The organism is Streptomyces xylophagus (assembly GCF_000716435.1).
GTDB lineage: Bacteria > Actinomycetota > Actinomycetes > Streptomycetales > Streptomycetaceae > Streptomyces > Streptomyces xylophagus.
In genome coordinates, this window is record NZ_JNWO01000003.1 from 206,641 (window position 1) to 220,941 (window position 14,301).

Sequence of the window (14,301 nt, forward strand, 5' to 3'; positions counted from 1 at the left end):
TCACGCGCCGGGGTGAGGAGGGGATGCGTCGGCGGACGGAGCGGGCGTCGTCCGCTTCGCGTGCCGCTCCCCCGCACCCGGGGTCCCCCCTTCGCGGTGTGACGAAGCTGGCTGGTTGACATCGGGCGACGTTCGTGACCTGCGCTGATGCCAACTGGCTCCAGCGGCCGGAAGCACGGAATCAGAGAGATAGCTGGCACTTTGGTACAGCGCAGATCACGGCACCTATGGCGACCACGCCTCCGACAACGTTGTCGAAGGCGTGGCCTGCCCGAGGCGCGGCCCTACGGGATGCAGCCAGCCCCGAGGGGGCACCGGACGCCGGGGAGTGTGGTCGGTCTACGGCGTGTAATGGGCGTCACTGCCGTACAGCTCCCTGGTGAACGCGGAGACATCGGCGCTGCGATCGGCGCCGTCGAGGTTGTACGTCAGATAGACGCCGTACCCCTCGCTGACCGTGCGGCGGGCAAGGCTGGCGGCCGTGCTCTGCGAGGTCCCGCCGATCTCGACGGCCGCCGGCGACAGCTTCGACTTGGGCAGTGCGATGCCGGGAACCTGCCAGGAGCCGTAGTACGGGTTCCAGGCGTAGTCGAACTTGGACGTGATGTCGACGCCGCCGTAGGACAGGCGCGACGCGGCCGGTCCGATGTTGTAGAGGCTGATGATCTTGCCCGGCATGTTGGCGCGCAGTGCCGACACCAGGTACACGAACGAGCTGGCGTTGGGCTGGCCGGTGCCGTTGTTTCCGTAGTCGGCGTACTCGTCGTCGAAGTCGATGCCGTCGAGGCCGTACTTGGCCACGGTGTCCGACAGCTGTTTCGCGAACGTCGAAGCCGCCTGCTGGGACGGGAAGTTGGCGAAGCCCGAGCCCTGGTGGTTGCCGAGCACCGAGAGGACAACCTTGATGCCCTTCTGCTGCAACGGCCGTATCTGCGTGGCGGCGTTGTCGAGGACGCGCTGCACGTTCGGGTTGAAATACAGGGTCCCCGCCTTCGTGCCCGCGTCGTAGTTGATGTTCGCCGCGAAGATCACGGCGATGTCGAAGACGTTGGCGCCGCCGTTGGAGAGGGTGTACTTGCCGACGTTCAGCATGCTGTTGCTGTTCACCTCGACGTACGCCACCGAGGTCGGTCCCTGTTTCGCGGCGGCGGGGGCCGCTGCCGCGCCGCTCGTGGCGGTCGCGCCCAAGGCGAGGGCCGCAATCGCCGAGAGCGCGAGCGCGGCCGTCCGTACTCTTCTCCGCACCGGAGTGAACATCGTTGATCGGTCTCCCATCGCATGGAGCGGCGCCCGACCTGTTCGCGAGCGCCGAGTGAGCCCCCCGGATCTTTCCGTTCCCGCGACCGAATCCCCGGAACCATGCGAGAACTCTTCACGACTCCCGCGCACGTCGCGCCGCAACCCCCAATCCAGACAGGGGAGTTACTGGAACGCTGCGCTGCCGCGCAGTCCCAGGCAGGCACGCCGCGGATCCGCAGCACTGGAGCAAACGGTCAGCGGCTCCTCTCCCGCACACCTCAGGTTCCGCTCCTCGCGGAGGCGCCGGGCCACGACAGTTGGCGCCGATCGGGCTGTGCGACCTGGAGCTCCCACGGCCTGTTCTCATGACCTTCGGCGATTTCCAGAGACCGTCCAGCCCCCTGGCCATCGTGTCGAGTGTCGGCCAAGGGGGACCCCACCAACTGCTCCACCACGAGCTGGATCCCCAAAGAACAAGGTGGCCTCCTCGTGCCTCAAGTACTGTGACTCGGCGTGATCGAATCCGAGAGGGAGATCAGCGAGGATCTGGTCCGCGACCTGCTTCGGGAGCAGCATCCGGACCTGGCCGAGCTGCCCCTTCACGAAGTGGCGGGCGGCTGGGGCAACCAGATGTGGCGCCTCGGGAACGAGTTGGCCGTCCGGATGCAGCGGATGGACAAGAGCCCCGATCTGCAGCTCAAGGAGCGCCGGTGGCTGCCGACGCTGGCCTCGCGCCTGCCGCTGCCGATTCCTGTCCCCCTACGGGACGGTGCGCCGTCCGGGCGCTTTCCCAAGATCTGGACCGTCATGACATGGGTCGAGGGCACACCTCTGGACCACGGCTCGATCACTCATGTCGACCACGCGGCCGAGACGCTGGCGGGCTTCCTCAGAGCGCTGCACGTGGAGGCGCCTGCCGACGCACCGACCTCTTCGGACTTCGGCGCTCACCCCAAGCACTGCACGGACGGCTTCGAGCACTTCTTCCAGGCCGCCCCTACCGACCTCGCCGCCGAGATCCGTGAAGTCTGGGGAGAAGCGGTGGTGGCCCCGGGGTGGGAGGGCCCACCGGTGTGGGTGCACGGCGACCTGCATCCCGCGAACGTCGTCGTCGCGGACGGGACATTGGCAGGTGTCGTCGATTTCGGCGCACTCTTCGCCGGCGACCCGGCGTGGGATCTCGCGGCCGCCTGGCTGCTGCTTCCCGCGGGCGGCGCCTCACGGTTCTTCGACTGCTACGCGCAGGTGGACGAGGCGGCGGTGCGACGGGCGCGCGGGCTGGCCGCGATGAAGAGCCTGTTCCTGATGTTGATGGGCCGGAACGGGGACCGCGGCCTGCCCGGCGGGAAGCCGAATTGGGGGCCCATAGGCCGGTCCGCACTTGATCGTGTGCTGAAGGGCCTTTGACGTCGGCATGGATCGACCGGGTCTGCCTGGCGGCCGGGCACTCGCCGACAGGGGTTGGTGCAGTCCCGGCCGGCCGTGGGAACCGTCCAGACCGGAGCCTCCTCGATCCCGGTTCGCCAACTGGCTCAGTTGGGCGGACCTGCTCGCGCCGCCGACCACGCTCCTTGGTGAGGATTCGGATCATGGTCTCCGAGTGAGCAGGGCTGGTCTCGTGATCCCGCGCCGGACGCCAGTGTAAGGAGGCTCCCCGCACCTGACACGGGGAGCCTCCTGGTCGGCGGAGTGCCCGAGGTCAGCCCGGGAGCACCCTGACGGGGGTGGTCATGGTGCGGGTGCTGTCGACGATGCGCTCGTCTCCTCGCAGGGTCACCTGGACGGGAACGCCGCGGTCGCCCGCCGACCGGACGACGGTGAGGGTGAGGTCACCGGGTTCGACGCGTCGGCGAAGGTCTCTCCCGGTGAAGGCGGCCATGTCCGTGTGGACCTCGAACTCGACGACACGGGACTCACCGGCGGCGAGGTCGACGCGGGTGAAGGCGATGAGCTGGCGAACCGGGCGGGTGACCGAGGCGACCGGGTCGGTGAGGTAGAGCTGGGGGATGCAAGTGCCCGCGCGCTCACCGGTGTTGGAGACTCTGGCTCGCAACGTGATCGTCGCGTCGACGGACACGACGGCTTCGTCGACGGACGCGCTCTCGATCTCGAAGGTCGTGTACGAGAGACCGTGTCCGAACGGGAACGCGGGTGTGGGGTCGATGTTGCTCACGCCGTCGCTCTTGAGGGCGAGCGGAGGCGCCAGGTAGGTGCCCGGCTGGCCGGCCTCGTCGCCCGGGATCTGGACCGGAAGGCACCCGGAGGGATTGATTCGACCCGAGAGGACACCGGCGATCGCCGCCGCCCCTTCCTCGCCGGGGAAGAACGCCTGGACGGTGGCGCCCGCCCGCCGGGCGTGCCGGCCGATGGCGTACGGGCGGCCCGAAAGGACGACGAGGACGACTTGGTTCGTGGCGTCGAGGACAGCCTCCACCAGTTCGTCCTGGACTCCGGGGAGTGTCAGCACGCTGACGTCGCAGCCCTCGCCGGAGGAACCGTGTCCGAACATCCCGGAGCGGTCACCGACGACGAGGACCGTGACGTCGGCCGCGGCGGCGGCAGCAACCGCGGCGGCGATGCCGCTGCGGTCGTCCCCGATGACCTGGCAACCGGTCTCGTGGCGGACCTCGGCGTCGGGGAACTCGCGCCGGAAGGCGTCGAGCACCGTGGGCGCCTCGAAGCCCAGGGGGGTGTCGGGGTGGTGGGGCAGTACGTGGTTGGGGAACGAGTAGCAGCCGAACAGGCACCGGACGTCGTCGGCCGCGGGACCGATGACGGCGACGGAGCGCGCGCCGGCAAGCGGCAGCAGGTCCGAGGAGTTGTCGAGCAGGACGACGGACTCCTCGGCCAACTCCTGGGCGATGGAGCGGTTTCGGGCCGAGTCGAAGTCCGCGGGAGCGGTGTACTGTCCGGGCTTCCAGTCGGGATCGAGCAGGCCGAGTTCGGCCTTCTGGGTCAGGACCCGCAGTACGGCGCGGTCGACGAGATCCGCCGGCAGGCCGTCGTCCAGGAGCGGCTCCCCGTAGGCGGTGGTGTGGGGCAGTTCGACGTCGATTCCGGCCCGGAGCGCTGCACGTGCCGCGCCCGGGATGTCGGCCGCCACGTGGTGCAGGGAGGCGAGGAACGCGATCGCCCAGTAGTCGGACACCACCGTGCCCTCGAATCCCCAGCTCTCGCGCAGCAGCCGGGTCAGGAGCTCCTCGCTGGCGCCACAGGGCACGCCGTCTATGTCGTTGTAGGCGTTCATGACCGAGCCGACCCGGCCCTTCACCACGGCCTTCTCGAACGGCACGAGGATCAGGTCAGCGAGTTCGCGGGGACCGACGGCGGCCGGGGCGTGGTTGCGGGCGGCCCTGGAGGCGGAGTAGCCGGCGAAGTGCTTCAGCGTGGCGACGACGCCGGCCGACTGCAGCCCCTGCACGTAGGACAGGCCGAGTTCCGAAACGAGGTAGGGGTCCTCGCCGAGGGTCTCCTCCACCCGGCCCCAGCGGTAGTCGCGTACGACGTCCACGACGGGTGACAGTCCCTGGTGGATGCCGACGGCCGCCATGTCCGAGCCGATGGCCGCGGCCATGCGGTGGACGAGGGCGGGGTTGAAGGTGGCCGCCCAGGCGAGCGGTGTGGGGTAGACCGTGGCCTGCCAGGCGGTGAACCCGGTGAGGCACTCCTCGTGGGCGATGGCCGGGATGCCGAAGCGGTTCGCCGCTGTCACCCGCTCCTGGAACTCCGCGAGGCGCTTGCGGCCCGCCTCCGGGTCGACCGGCGCCGTACCGAACACCCGGGTGAGATGCCCAAGACCGTCGACGATCGCTTCTTCGAAGCTCTCGGCGCCGCGGAAGGTGTCCTGCATCGGGGCCACGTCGCCGGACTCGTCGTGGCCGGGCCAGGTGCTGCCGAGCTGTGCGACCTTCTCGGCCCTGGTCATGGTGTCGAGGAGGGCCCGCGCGCGAACGGACGCCGGCAGGGCGGGATCGTTCCACAGCCCGGTCGTCGGGCGCTCGTCGCTGATCGTCAAGGTCTCATCCGTTCTGTTGTGGGGGTGCGCGAGAGCGCGCGAGTGGTCCAAGAGGTCGAGGAGGCGCCGTCGACCGGGAAGGGAGTGGGCCCGGACGCCGGTCCGGCGGTCATGGGGAGGCAGACACGCCGGACCGCGTCGCACGGGGGGAGTCGGCGCCTTCGGCGTCCGGGCCCCGAACGAAGTGGCGTCCCGCTTGGGCGAATCCGGCGGGACGCGGCACCGCTACTTGCCGCCGGCTCCCATCAGACCCGCGACGAGGGCGCGGCGGGCGAAGAGGTAGACGACGAGGATGGGGACCGCGGACATCAGCACCGCGGCCAGCAGGGCCGGCACGTTCGATCCGTACTCGGAGACGAAGTTGTACAAGCCCAGCGTCACCACCTTGTTGTCGTTCGACTGGGTCATGATCAGCGGGAACAGGAAGCCGTTCCACGCCTGGAGGGCCGTGAAGACGCACGTGGTCGCGATGGCCGACCTCGACATCGGAACGACCAGCGTCAGCAGGGTCCGAGCCGGGCTCGCGCCGTCCAGTGCCATGGCCTCGTACAGCTCGTTGGAGATGTCCCGCATACCGCCGCTGAGGACCAGCACGCTCACCGGCAGCGCGAACGCGGCGGTGGGCAGGATGATGCCCCACAAGGTGTCGTAGAAGCCGAGATTGTTGATGATCAGGAACAGCGGGATGATCACCGCCTGGGAGGGGATCGCCAGGCCCAGCAGGAACAGGCGGAACACGCCCTTGGTCAGCCAGCCCCGCCCGCGCACCACGGCGTAGCTGATCGGGACCGCGAGCGCCAGCACGATGGCGACCGTGGCCACCGCGACGACGACGGTGTTCCAGATGTACTGCAGGAACCCGCTGTCCAGGACCGTGCGGAAGTTGTCCAGGGTCACGGTGTCGGGGATCGAGACCGGGCCCTTGTCGGTGTACGTCGTCTGCGGTTGTACCGCCGTGTTCACCAGCGCGTACAGCGGGACGCCGATGATCAGCAGCCAGACCAGAGCGGCGGCGCCGGCGAGGTAGTTCGGGCGCGTCCTCACAGCCCCTCCATCGTGCTCGTCATCTTGTCGTACCCACTGAGCTTCGTGAGGAGGACGGAGGCGGCGGTGGCGAGCAGCAGCAGGAAGCTGGCGATGGCGCTCGCGTAGCCGTAGTCGTACGTCCGGAAGGCCGTCTGGTACATGGAGAACGGCAGGATCGCCGTGTCGGTGCCGGGGCCGCCGTTGGTCAGCAGCAGGACGATGTCGAAGGCCGTGAGGCCGCCGACGACCATGAAGATGGTCGAGGTGATCATCGTGTTGCGCAGCTGCGGCAGCGTGATGTGGACGAACTGCCGGACCCGTCCCGCGCCGTCGATCGCCGCCGCCTGGTAGAGCGTGTGCGGGATGGCCCGGGCGGCACCCTGGTAGAGCAGGCTGTGGAAGGGGACGAACTGCCAGGTGGTCACGAGGACCAGGCAGGCGATCGCGCCCTGCTGGGTGCCCATCGGATCGGCGCCGAACAGCCAGTCGAACTTGGACGGCAGGCCGAAGTTCGGGTCCAGGAGCTGGCGCCACATGACGGCCGTTGCCGCTGTGGACAGCAGCAGCGGCAGGAAGAACAGCGCTGACAGGACCGCCCGGTTGCGCTGGGGACCGGCCGCCCAGACGCCCAGCAGGATGCTGACCGGCGCCTGTACGACGATGTTCCCGATCAGCAGGGCCCCTGTGACCAGGGTGGACTGCCAGACCTGACTGTCGCCGAAGAACCGGGACCAGTTCTCCGTGCCGGTGAACTGCGGTGCGTTCAGGCCGTCCCAGTGCGTGAAGGAGAGGTACAGCACGCCCACCATCGGCACGACGGCGAAGACGAGGAAGAACAGCAGCCCGGGAAGCGCCCAGGCCACGCCGGGCCGCTCCAGGGTGGGCGGAGCGGCCCGGTCACGAACCCGTTGCTGGTGCACGGGACGCGAAGTCGTTGCGGAGACCACGTGGACGCGCCTTCCTACTTCTTGATCGCCAGAACCGCGCTGACGAACTGCTCCGGCGAGCTCTGCCCGTTGAACAGCTTCTGGATCTCGGTCAGCAGCGGCGTGCCGAGAGTGAGGCCGAGCGCCTGGTCCCAGGACTGGGTGAAGGAGGGTGCCTTCTGCACCAGGTCGTACTGGAACTTGGCGTACGCCGGGTCGGCCGCCTTGGTGAGGTACTGCGCGGCGTTGGAGGTGACCGGCACCTCACCCTTCTCGACCAGTCCCTGCACATAGCTGTCGCTGTAGGTGGTCTGCAGGAAGTCCGTCGCGGTCTGCTTGGCGGCGGACGTGGTCACCGAAAGGTAGTTCGTGGGGTTGCCGACCACGTTGGCGGCATCGCCCTTGCCCCCCTCCACAGAGGGGAAGGGCACGTATCCCAGGCCGTTCTTCGCGAAGTCGGGAGCCTCGGCCAGCTGGGTCGCGTACTCCCACGAGCCCATCAGCACCATCGCCGCCTTGCCCTTGTTGAGCAGCGTGGAGGTGCCGCCGGCGCCGTAGTTGACCGATCCGAACTTCTTGCCGAACGCGCCGCTGTCCACCAACTCCTTGATCATCTGCGCGGTCTTGAGGATGGCGGGGTCCTTCCACTGCGACCAGTCGCCACCCTGGATCTTGTCGAACAGCTCCGGCCCCGCGAGGCGGTCGACGAGGTACTCGATCCACATCAGCTCGGTCCACGAGGAGCTGGCGTTGCCGGCGAGCGCGAAGGGGGTGATGCCCTTGCCCTTGAAGACCTTGACCAGGTTCTGCAGCTCGGCGTAGGTCGTCGGCGGCTGAACGCCGGCGTCGGTGAAGAGCTTCTTGTTGTAGAAGAGGAACACCGGCTGGGTGCCTCGACAGGGGATGCCGACCAGCTTGCCGCCGACCTTACCCGCGGCCAGCGCGGAGGGCAGGAAGTGCGACTCCAGGGCTGTGTCCAGCGTGACCAGCTTGCCGGCCGTGACGTAGTCGTTCAGGCTGCCGCCGCCCCAGCTGAAGAACAGTCCGGGCATCTTGGCCGAGCCCATCGCGGTCCGGAGCTTGTCCTTGTACCCGTCCGTGGCGATCACGGTCATGCTGACCTTGCCCTTGCCGGCGGAGTTGAAGGTGTCCACCGCGGCCTTCTGGACCGAGTTGGTCGGGTCCTGCAGCGTCCAGAAGTCGACGTTGCCCGTGGGCGAGGACGTGGAGCTGCCGGACGAACCGCAGCCGGCCACGGTGACGCTCAGCGTGGTCGCCGCCGTAGCGGTGAGGAACCATCTCCGGGACACACTGTTCATCGTTGAACACCTTTCGAGTCGGCAGAAGTCGGCAGGATCCCCTTCGCGGGTGCACCGCACCCGGCAGGCCGTCCCGGGCCTGCCGCGCTGAGGGATCTGGGTCGATGGCCATGACCGTCAGGCGCTGTTGCGCAAGTGTTGCGGTTCCGTTGCTCCTGCGGTTGAGCTGGCGTCGGTCACGTTAAGCGGCGGAATTCGGCCGCGGCAATATCGGAGCGAAATCACTTCCGAAAGACTTTCGCAGTCCGAGGGCTTGCGGAACCGGCTCGGGTTCGTCCCTATTTCCCGGTTTCGGGCGGCGCCGTGGACACGCGCACGACCAGTTCCGTCGCGAGCTCCCTGCGCGTCGTCGCGGGAGGCCTGCCGTCGGCGAGATTCAGCAGGACACGCGTGGCCTCCTGGCCCAGTTCCCTGAACGGCTGCCTCACCGCGCTCAGCGGCGGCGAGGCCATGGCGGCCACGAGGGTGTCGTCGAACGACATCACCGACAGCCGGCGCGGTACGGCGATGCCCAGTTGCCGGGCGGCCTCCATTGCGCCGAGCGCCTGGACGTCACTGGCGGCGAAGAGAGCCGTCGGTCTCTCGTCCCGCTCCAGCACACTGCGGGCGGCTCGCAGCGCCTCGCCGTAGTCGAAGTCCGTCGAGCGCACGAGCGCGGCGTCGTAAGGGATCCCGGCCTCCGTCAGGGCGGCCCGGTAGCCGTGCAGGCGTGCGGACCCGGCCAGGGAGTGCGACCGGCCGGCCAGCATGCCGATGCGGCGGTGCCCGAGGTCGATCAGGTGCTGGACAGCGGTCGTCGCGCCGTGCCAGTTCGCCACCCCGACACTGGGGATGTCCCCGGACGGCGCGTTCAGGGGATCGACGAGCACCACCGGAATCCGCTGCTCCAGGATCCGGCGCTCGTCCCGCTCGACGAGAGTGGAGATGACGATGACGACCCCGAGGGCGTCCAGCTTCTGGCACTCCTCCAGCCATTGTGCGATCGAGCGCCGACTCGTCGTGCCGACGGTCGTGTGGACACCGATCTCGGCCGCCGACTCCACGATGCCGCGGACCACTTCCAGGGTGTACGGTCCCGCCAGGTCCCGGAACACCGCGAGGATCTGCCGTCGCCGACGGGCTTCGGTCTCCCACGTGCGGACAAAGCCCCGCTCGGTCAGCAGCGCCTCGATGCGGGCGCGTGTCACCTCGGACACGTCACGCCGCCTGTGGACGACCTTGGACACGGTCGCCGGCGAGACGCCGACTTCGTCGGCTATCGAGGCGAGAAGCCCGTACTGAGCGTTCCGGCGCGAACTGGTTGGGCCCGTCACTGCGGTGTGGACCTCCCCTGCGCGTCCGTTGGCCTGTTCTGAGCGCGTGCTGAGTGAACGTACACGCCGGTTCGATCACGGCAGGCCGTTGCGGAGCGCCGAAAGCCCCGTACACCTGCGGAAACGCGAGTGCTCAAGGGTTGCGAAAGTCTTTCGCAACCCGATCGCCCGCCTCTTATAGGCTCCCCCGCAGCCTGTTCGAGCCGCTCAGGCACGTAACGTCCGGGAGGCCGGGTATGCCGGTGCACAGCATCCACGACACACAGCCTGCCGCCCGCTGGGAGGACGCTTTCCTCTCCGGCAACGGCGAGTACGGAATCATGGTGTTCGGGCATCCCCACCGGGAGCGGATCGTTCACAACCACCACCGTTACGTGCTGCCCAACGAGTCCCTAGGGATGCGGCCGCCGGCGGTCGCCGACCGTCTCGAACAGGTCCGCGACCTGGCCCTCGCCGGTGAACGGGAGCGGGCACAGCGCGAGTTCTCCGACGACAGGGGGATGGCCTGGACACAGTCCTTCCATCCGGGACACATGCTTTATGTGGATACGACTGCCGGGGACGGCCCTGTCGAGCACTACCGCCGAGTCACCGACTTCGCCACCGGCGAGGTGCGGGTCACCTGGTCCGACGGGGAACGGGAGTGGGTACGGCGTGCGTTCGTGTCGCGCGCCGACGCCGTCGCGGTCGTCGAGATCACCGGTCCGCAGCTCGACCTGGCCATACGGCTGTCCGGCGAGCTGGCCGGCCGCCCCGCCGAGGTGACTTTCACGACATCCGCCGAGGTCACCGGGGACGGCGAGGCGTCACTCGCCGTCGTGGGCGAGTATCCGCCCGGTCCCGGCGCGGCGGGATTCACCGGCGTGACCCGGGCCGTCGTCACGGGCGGCCGGGTCGCGGCGGAAGGGGACACGGTCCGTGTCGACGGAGCGACACGCGTCGTTCTGCTGACCCGGATGGACCGGTCGGCGCCCCTCCCCCGCATCGACGCGCTCCGCACGGTCCTGGCTGAACTGCCCGCCGAATACGACGAGTTGCTCTCCCGGCATGTGCCCATCCACGGCGAGCTCTACGGCCGCGCCGAACTCGACCTGGGTGTGCCCGACAGCGACCGCGGCCTCCCCATCGGCGACCTGATCGCCCGTGCCGACACCAAGACGCTGGACGGCGCGCTGGTCGAGGCGCTTTTCCACTCCGGCCGCTACCTGCTGCTCAGCTCCAGCGGGGTACTGCCGCCCCGGCTGACCGGCCTGTGGCTGGGCGAATGGGGCGCCGCCTGGTCCGGCGACTACACCACCGACGCCAACATCAACCTCCAGATGGCCGGAGCGGTCCTCACCGGCATGCCCGAACTCATCGCGTCGTACGCCGCCTTGATCGACGGGCAGATCGACGACTGGCGCACCAACGCCCGCACGATCTACGGCACCCGCGGGATCCTGGCCCCCAGCCGGACGGACGGCGAGCACGGGCTGCTCTTCCACCTGAACGACGACTGGCCCTGGACCATGTGGCTGGCGGGCGCGGACTGGCTGCTGTTCCCGCTGTACGAGTACTGGCAGACGACCGGTGACGACGACTTCCTCGCCGGCACCCTCGCCCCCTGGCTCGTCGAGGCCGCCCTCTTCTTCGAGGACTTCCTCACCCGCGAGGACGACGAAGGACACGTCGTCCTGGTCCCCTCCTACTCCCCCGAGGTCGGCCCTCGCAACGGGCAGGGCATGTCCGGGGTGAACGCCACCATGGACCTGGCCGCGGCCCGGCACGCGCTCGCCACGGCCGCCGAGGTCTGCACCCGCCTCGGCATCGAGCAGACGGCGGTCGGCCGCTGGCGCGCGCTGGCGGAGCGGCTGCCGCCCTACCGCGTCGACGGGCAGGGGGCGCTCGCCGAGTGGGCGTGGCCGGGACTGGAGACCGCCGACGCGCACCGGCACATCAGCCACCTCTACCCGGTGTGGCCGCTGCACGACATCACCCCGGACGACACCCCGGACCTGGCCGCCGCCGCCCGCGAAGCCCTGCTGCGACGGGGTGACGAGAACCTCTCCGCACACGGCAGCCTGCACCGCGCCCTGGTCGCCGCACGCCTGAAGGACAGCGAGACGGCGAAGGAGAACGTCCTCAAGATCGTCGGCCGGAACATGGTCTTCCGGTCACTGATGACCTCGCACAACCCCGATCTGGAGATCTACAACGCGGACGCCGCCCACTGTCTGCCGGCCGTGGTCGTGGAGATGCTGCTCGACTCCCGGCCCGGGATCGTGGAACTCCTGCCCGCCCGGCCCCCGGAGTGGCGGTCCGGCAGCCTGCGCGGCCTCGCCACGCGCGCCGGGGTCTCCGTCGACGAACTGACGTGGGATGTGTCCGAGGGCCTCACGAAGGTGGTCCTCACCTCGCCCCTTGAGCGGGACATCGTCCTCGTGTGCCGTGACGGCTCGGACCAGCGACAGACCGTACACCTGCTGCCGCACGTCCCCACCACGGTGACCGTCCCGCTCGCCTGAGGCTTCAGGGGCGGGCAGACGCGGGACGCCCGCCCTCGGGGCAACGCGTGCGCCCTGGGGTCACTCACTGGGTATCGACTCGCCTGCGCACCGACGTCGAGGTACGCAGCACGAGCTCCGTCGCCAACTCGATCCGGGTCGACGCGGGCGGTCGACCCTCGGCGAGTTGCACCAGCACCCTGGTGGCCTCGGCGCCCAGCTCCTCGAACGGCTGGCGCACCGCGCTCAGCGGCGGACAGGCCATGGCCGCCACGAGGGTGTCGTCGAAGGACATGACCGCCAGGTCCCCGGGAACGCTGAACCCGTGCTGACGGGCCGCTTCCAGGACGCCGAGCGCCTGCGCGTCACTCGCCGCGAAGACGGCGGTGGGTGGATTCGCGGAGCGCAGGATCTGCAGGCTGGCGAGCAGCCCTTCTTCGAAGTCGAAGTCGGTCGAGCGCACGATCGCCGGGTCGTACGCGATCCCCGCCTCCTCCAGAGCGGCCCGATAGCCGTGCAGCCGGGCCGCCCCGGCCAGCGAGTGCGAACGGCCCGCGACCATGCCGATCCGGGTGTGCCCGAGGCCCAGCAGGTGCTGCACCGCTTCCCTGGCTCCGCTCCAGTTCGTCACACCAATGCTCGGAATGTCGTGGGTCGGTGCGCTCAGCGGGTCGATCAGCACCACGGGAAGCCGCCGCTCGACGATCCGGCGCTGGTCTTCCTCGGCCAGCATGGAGATCACGATGATCAGACCCGCCGCGTCGAGTGCCACGCACTCCTCGAGCCACTGGGAGATCGAACGGTGACCCGTCGTCCCGGTCACCACGTCCAGGCCCAGTTCGTCCGCCGCGTCCACAATCCCCCGGACGACTTCCAGCGTGTACGGCCCCGACAGGTCACGGAACACCGCGATGATCTGACGCGACGCCGCGGGATCAGGTTCTCCCGGGCGGACATACCCGTGGCGTGACAGCAGGTCCTCGACCCGGGCGCGGGTCGCCGCTCCGACGTCGGCACGCCGGTGCACGACCTTCGACACGGTGCTGAGCGACACTCCCGCCTCGCCGGCGATGCTGGTCAGCAAGCCGTACTGCGCATCCCCGCGCGCGCTGCCCCGAACTGTCACTCGTACGCCTCGCCTTTGAGCTGCCACTCGAAACTCCGCCGCAAGCCAACAGGACGAAAGGCCCGGTGACAAGGCTGCTGCGTCGACGACGGCCAGCGCACCGCGTCGGTCTCACCCCTCGTGAATCGTCGAGGGTACGCACCCCGCCGTAGCCGTCCCGGCCAGAGCAGGACGCCTTGCTCCCCGGTCAGCCGTTCACCGTCCGGAACAACCGGCCGGTCTCCTCGCCCGGATCCCTCGGGACGGTGTATCCCGTCTCGTTACGGATGTCGTCGAAGTGATCCCGGACGTCCTCCATCGACAGAGCCGAGTTGAAGTAGCCGTCCGTTCTGCCGACGAAGAACCGCGAGACGTGACCGGCGCCCACCGTGTACATCTCGCCGGAGACGGGACAGTCCTCGTGTGCCGGGTAGGCGACGGCCGGCGCGACGAGCGCCGGATCGAGCTTGGCGACGAAGGACTTCATGCGTTCCACGGTCATCGCCTGCCCGGCACGTCCAGGCTCTCGTTCGGGCTGTCGTTCGGGGGTCTTCCCCTGTTCCCCGGTTCGCGTCATGGACTGGGTGAGCATGCGGGTGAGCGCGATCGGGGCCACGGCGTCGACGTTGGTGCCGTATGCGGACCCCTCGGCGGCCAGGACGCGGGTGAGGCCGATCAGGCCCGTCTTGGCGGCGCCGTAGTTGCTCTTGTTCGCGGTGTCCAGGAGTCCGGCCGCCGAGCAGCTCCGCCGTCATGGCGTGGAACGGTGCGTCCCGCAAGATGCCCGCGTTGTCGACGACGATGTCCACGGTGCCGTAGGCGTCCAGGGCGGTATGGACGACGGCATGCCCTCCCTCGGACGTCGCCAGGACCAA

The 14,301-nt window shown here is 69.2% G+C and carries 9 protein-coding genes and 1 pseudogene; 2 read left to right on the top strand and 8 right to left on the bottom strand.

Annotated features, from left to right (window positions below; translation table 11 throughout):
• Nucleotides 1-339: 339 nt before the first annotated feature.
• The gene (locus OO70_RS07905) at nucleotides 340-1,257 is read right to left on the bottom strand and encodes an endo-beta-N-acetylglucosaminidase H (protein WP_043666091.1); all 918 of its coding nucleotides are present in this window, start codon (nucleotides 1,255-1,257) and stop codon (nucleotides 340-342) included.
• A gap of 495 nt (nucleotides 1,258-1,752) precedes the next feature.
• Between OO70_RS07905 and OO70_RS07910 the strand changes: the two genes are divergently transcribed.
• Complete coding sequence (locus tag OO70_RS07910) at nucleotides 1,753-2,646, top strand: phosphotransferase (protein WP_043666094.1); 894 nt, start codon at nucleotides 1,753-1,755, stop codon at nucleotides 2,644-2,646.
• A gap of 292 nt (nucleotides 2,647-2,938) precedes the next feature.
• On the opposite strand, the gene OO70_RS07915 is transcribed toward OO70_RS07910, so the two are convergent.
• The 5 genes from OO70_RS07915 to OO70_RS07935 all read right to left on the bottom strand — a co-directional run bounded on the left by OO70_RS07915 (nucleotide 2,939) and on the right by OO70_RS07935 (nucleotide 9,838).
• Nucleotides 2,939-5,254 carry a beta-xylosidase/alpha-l-arabinosidase gene (locus tag OO70_RS07915; RefSeq protein ID WP_234336780.1) on the bottom strand — a complete coding sequence of 772 codons (2,316 nt, stop codon included), beginning with the start codon at nucleotides 5,252-5,254 and terminating at the stop codon, nucleotides 2,939-2,941.
• Between the two features lie 225 nt (nucleotides 5,255-5,479).
• The gene (locus tag OO70_RS07920) at nucleotides 5,480-6,298 is read right to left on the bottom strand and encodes a carbohydrate ABC transporter permease (RefSeq protein ID WP_043666096.1); all 819 of its coding nucleotides are present in this window, start codon (nucleotides 6,296-6,298) and stop codon (nucleotides 5,480-5,482) included.
• On the bottom strand, nucleotides 6,295-7,227 hold the full coding sequence (locus OO70_RS07925; protein WP_407702752.1) for a carbohydrate ABC transporter permease: 933 nt from the start codon (nucleotides 7,225-7,227) through the stop codon (nucleotides 6,295-6,297). Before OO70_RS07925 ends, OO70_RS07920 begins: the two co-directional genes overlap by 4 nt.
• A gap of 14 nt (nucleotides 7,228-7,241) precedes the next feature.
• Complete coding sequence (locus OO70_RS07930; RefSeq protein ID WP_051740857.1) at nucleotides 7,242-8,525, bottom strand: ABC transporter substrate-binding protein; 1,284 nt, start codon at nucleotides 8,523-8,525, stop codon at nucleotides 7,242-7,244.
• 278 nt (nucleotides 8,526-8,803) lie between these two features.
• The gene (locus tag OO70_RS07935; protein WP_043666099.1) at nucleotides 8,804-9,838 is read right to left on the bottom strand and encodes a LacI family DNA-binding transcriptional regulator; all 1,035 of its coding nucleotides are present in this window, start codon (nucleotides 9,836-9,838) and stop codon (nucleotides 8,804-8,806) included.
• A 236-nt stretch (nucleotides 9,839-10,074) separates the two neighbouring features.
• Here OO70_RS07935 and OO70_RS07940 point away from each other — a divergent pair, with 236 nt between their 5' ends.
• A complete protein-coding gene (locus tag OO70_RS07940) occupies nucleotides 10,075-12,342 on the top strand; it encodes a glycosyl hydrolase family 95 catalytic domain-containing protein (RefSeq protein ID WP_051740859.1) in 2,268 nt (755 codons plus the stop codon).
• Between the two features lie 64 nt (nucleotides 12,343-12,406).
• On the opposite strand, the gene OO70_RS07945 is transcribed toward OO70_RS07940, so the two are convergent.
• Nucleotides 12,407-13,447 carry a LacI family DNA-binding transcriptional regulator gene (locus OO70_RS07945; protein WP_043666102.1) on the bottom strand — a complete coding sequence of 347 codons (1,041 nt, stop codon included), beginning with the start codon at nucleotides 13,445-13,447 and terminating at the stop codon, nucleotides 12,407-12,409.
• A gap of 187 nt (nucleotides 13,448-13,634) precedes the next feature.
• A pseudogene (locus tag OO70_RS53650) lies at nucleotides 13,635-14,156 on the bottom strand (SDR family oxidoreductase); the annotation flags it as partial.
• Nucleotides 14,157-14,301 lie beyond the last annotated feature (145 nt).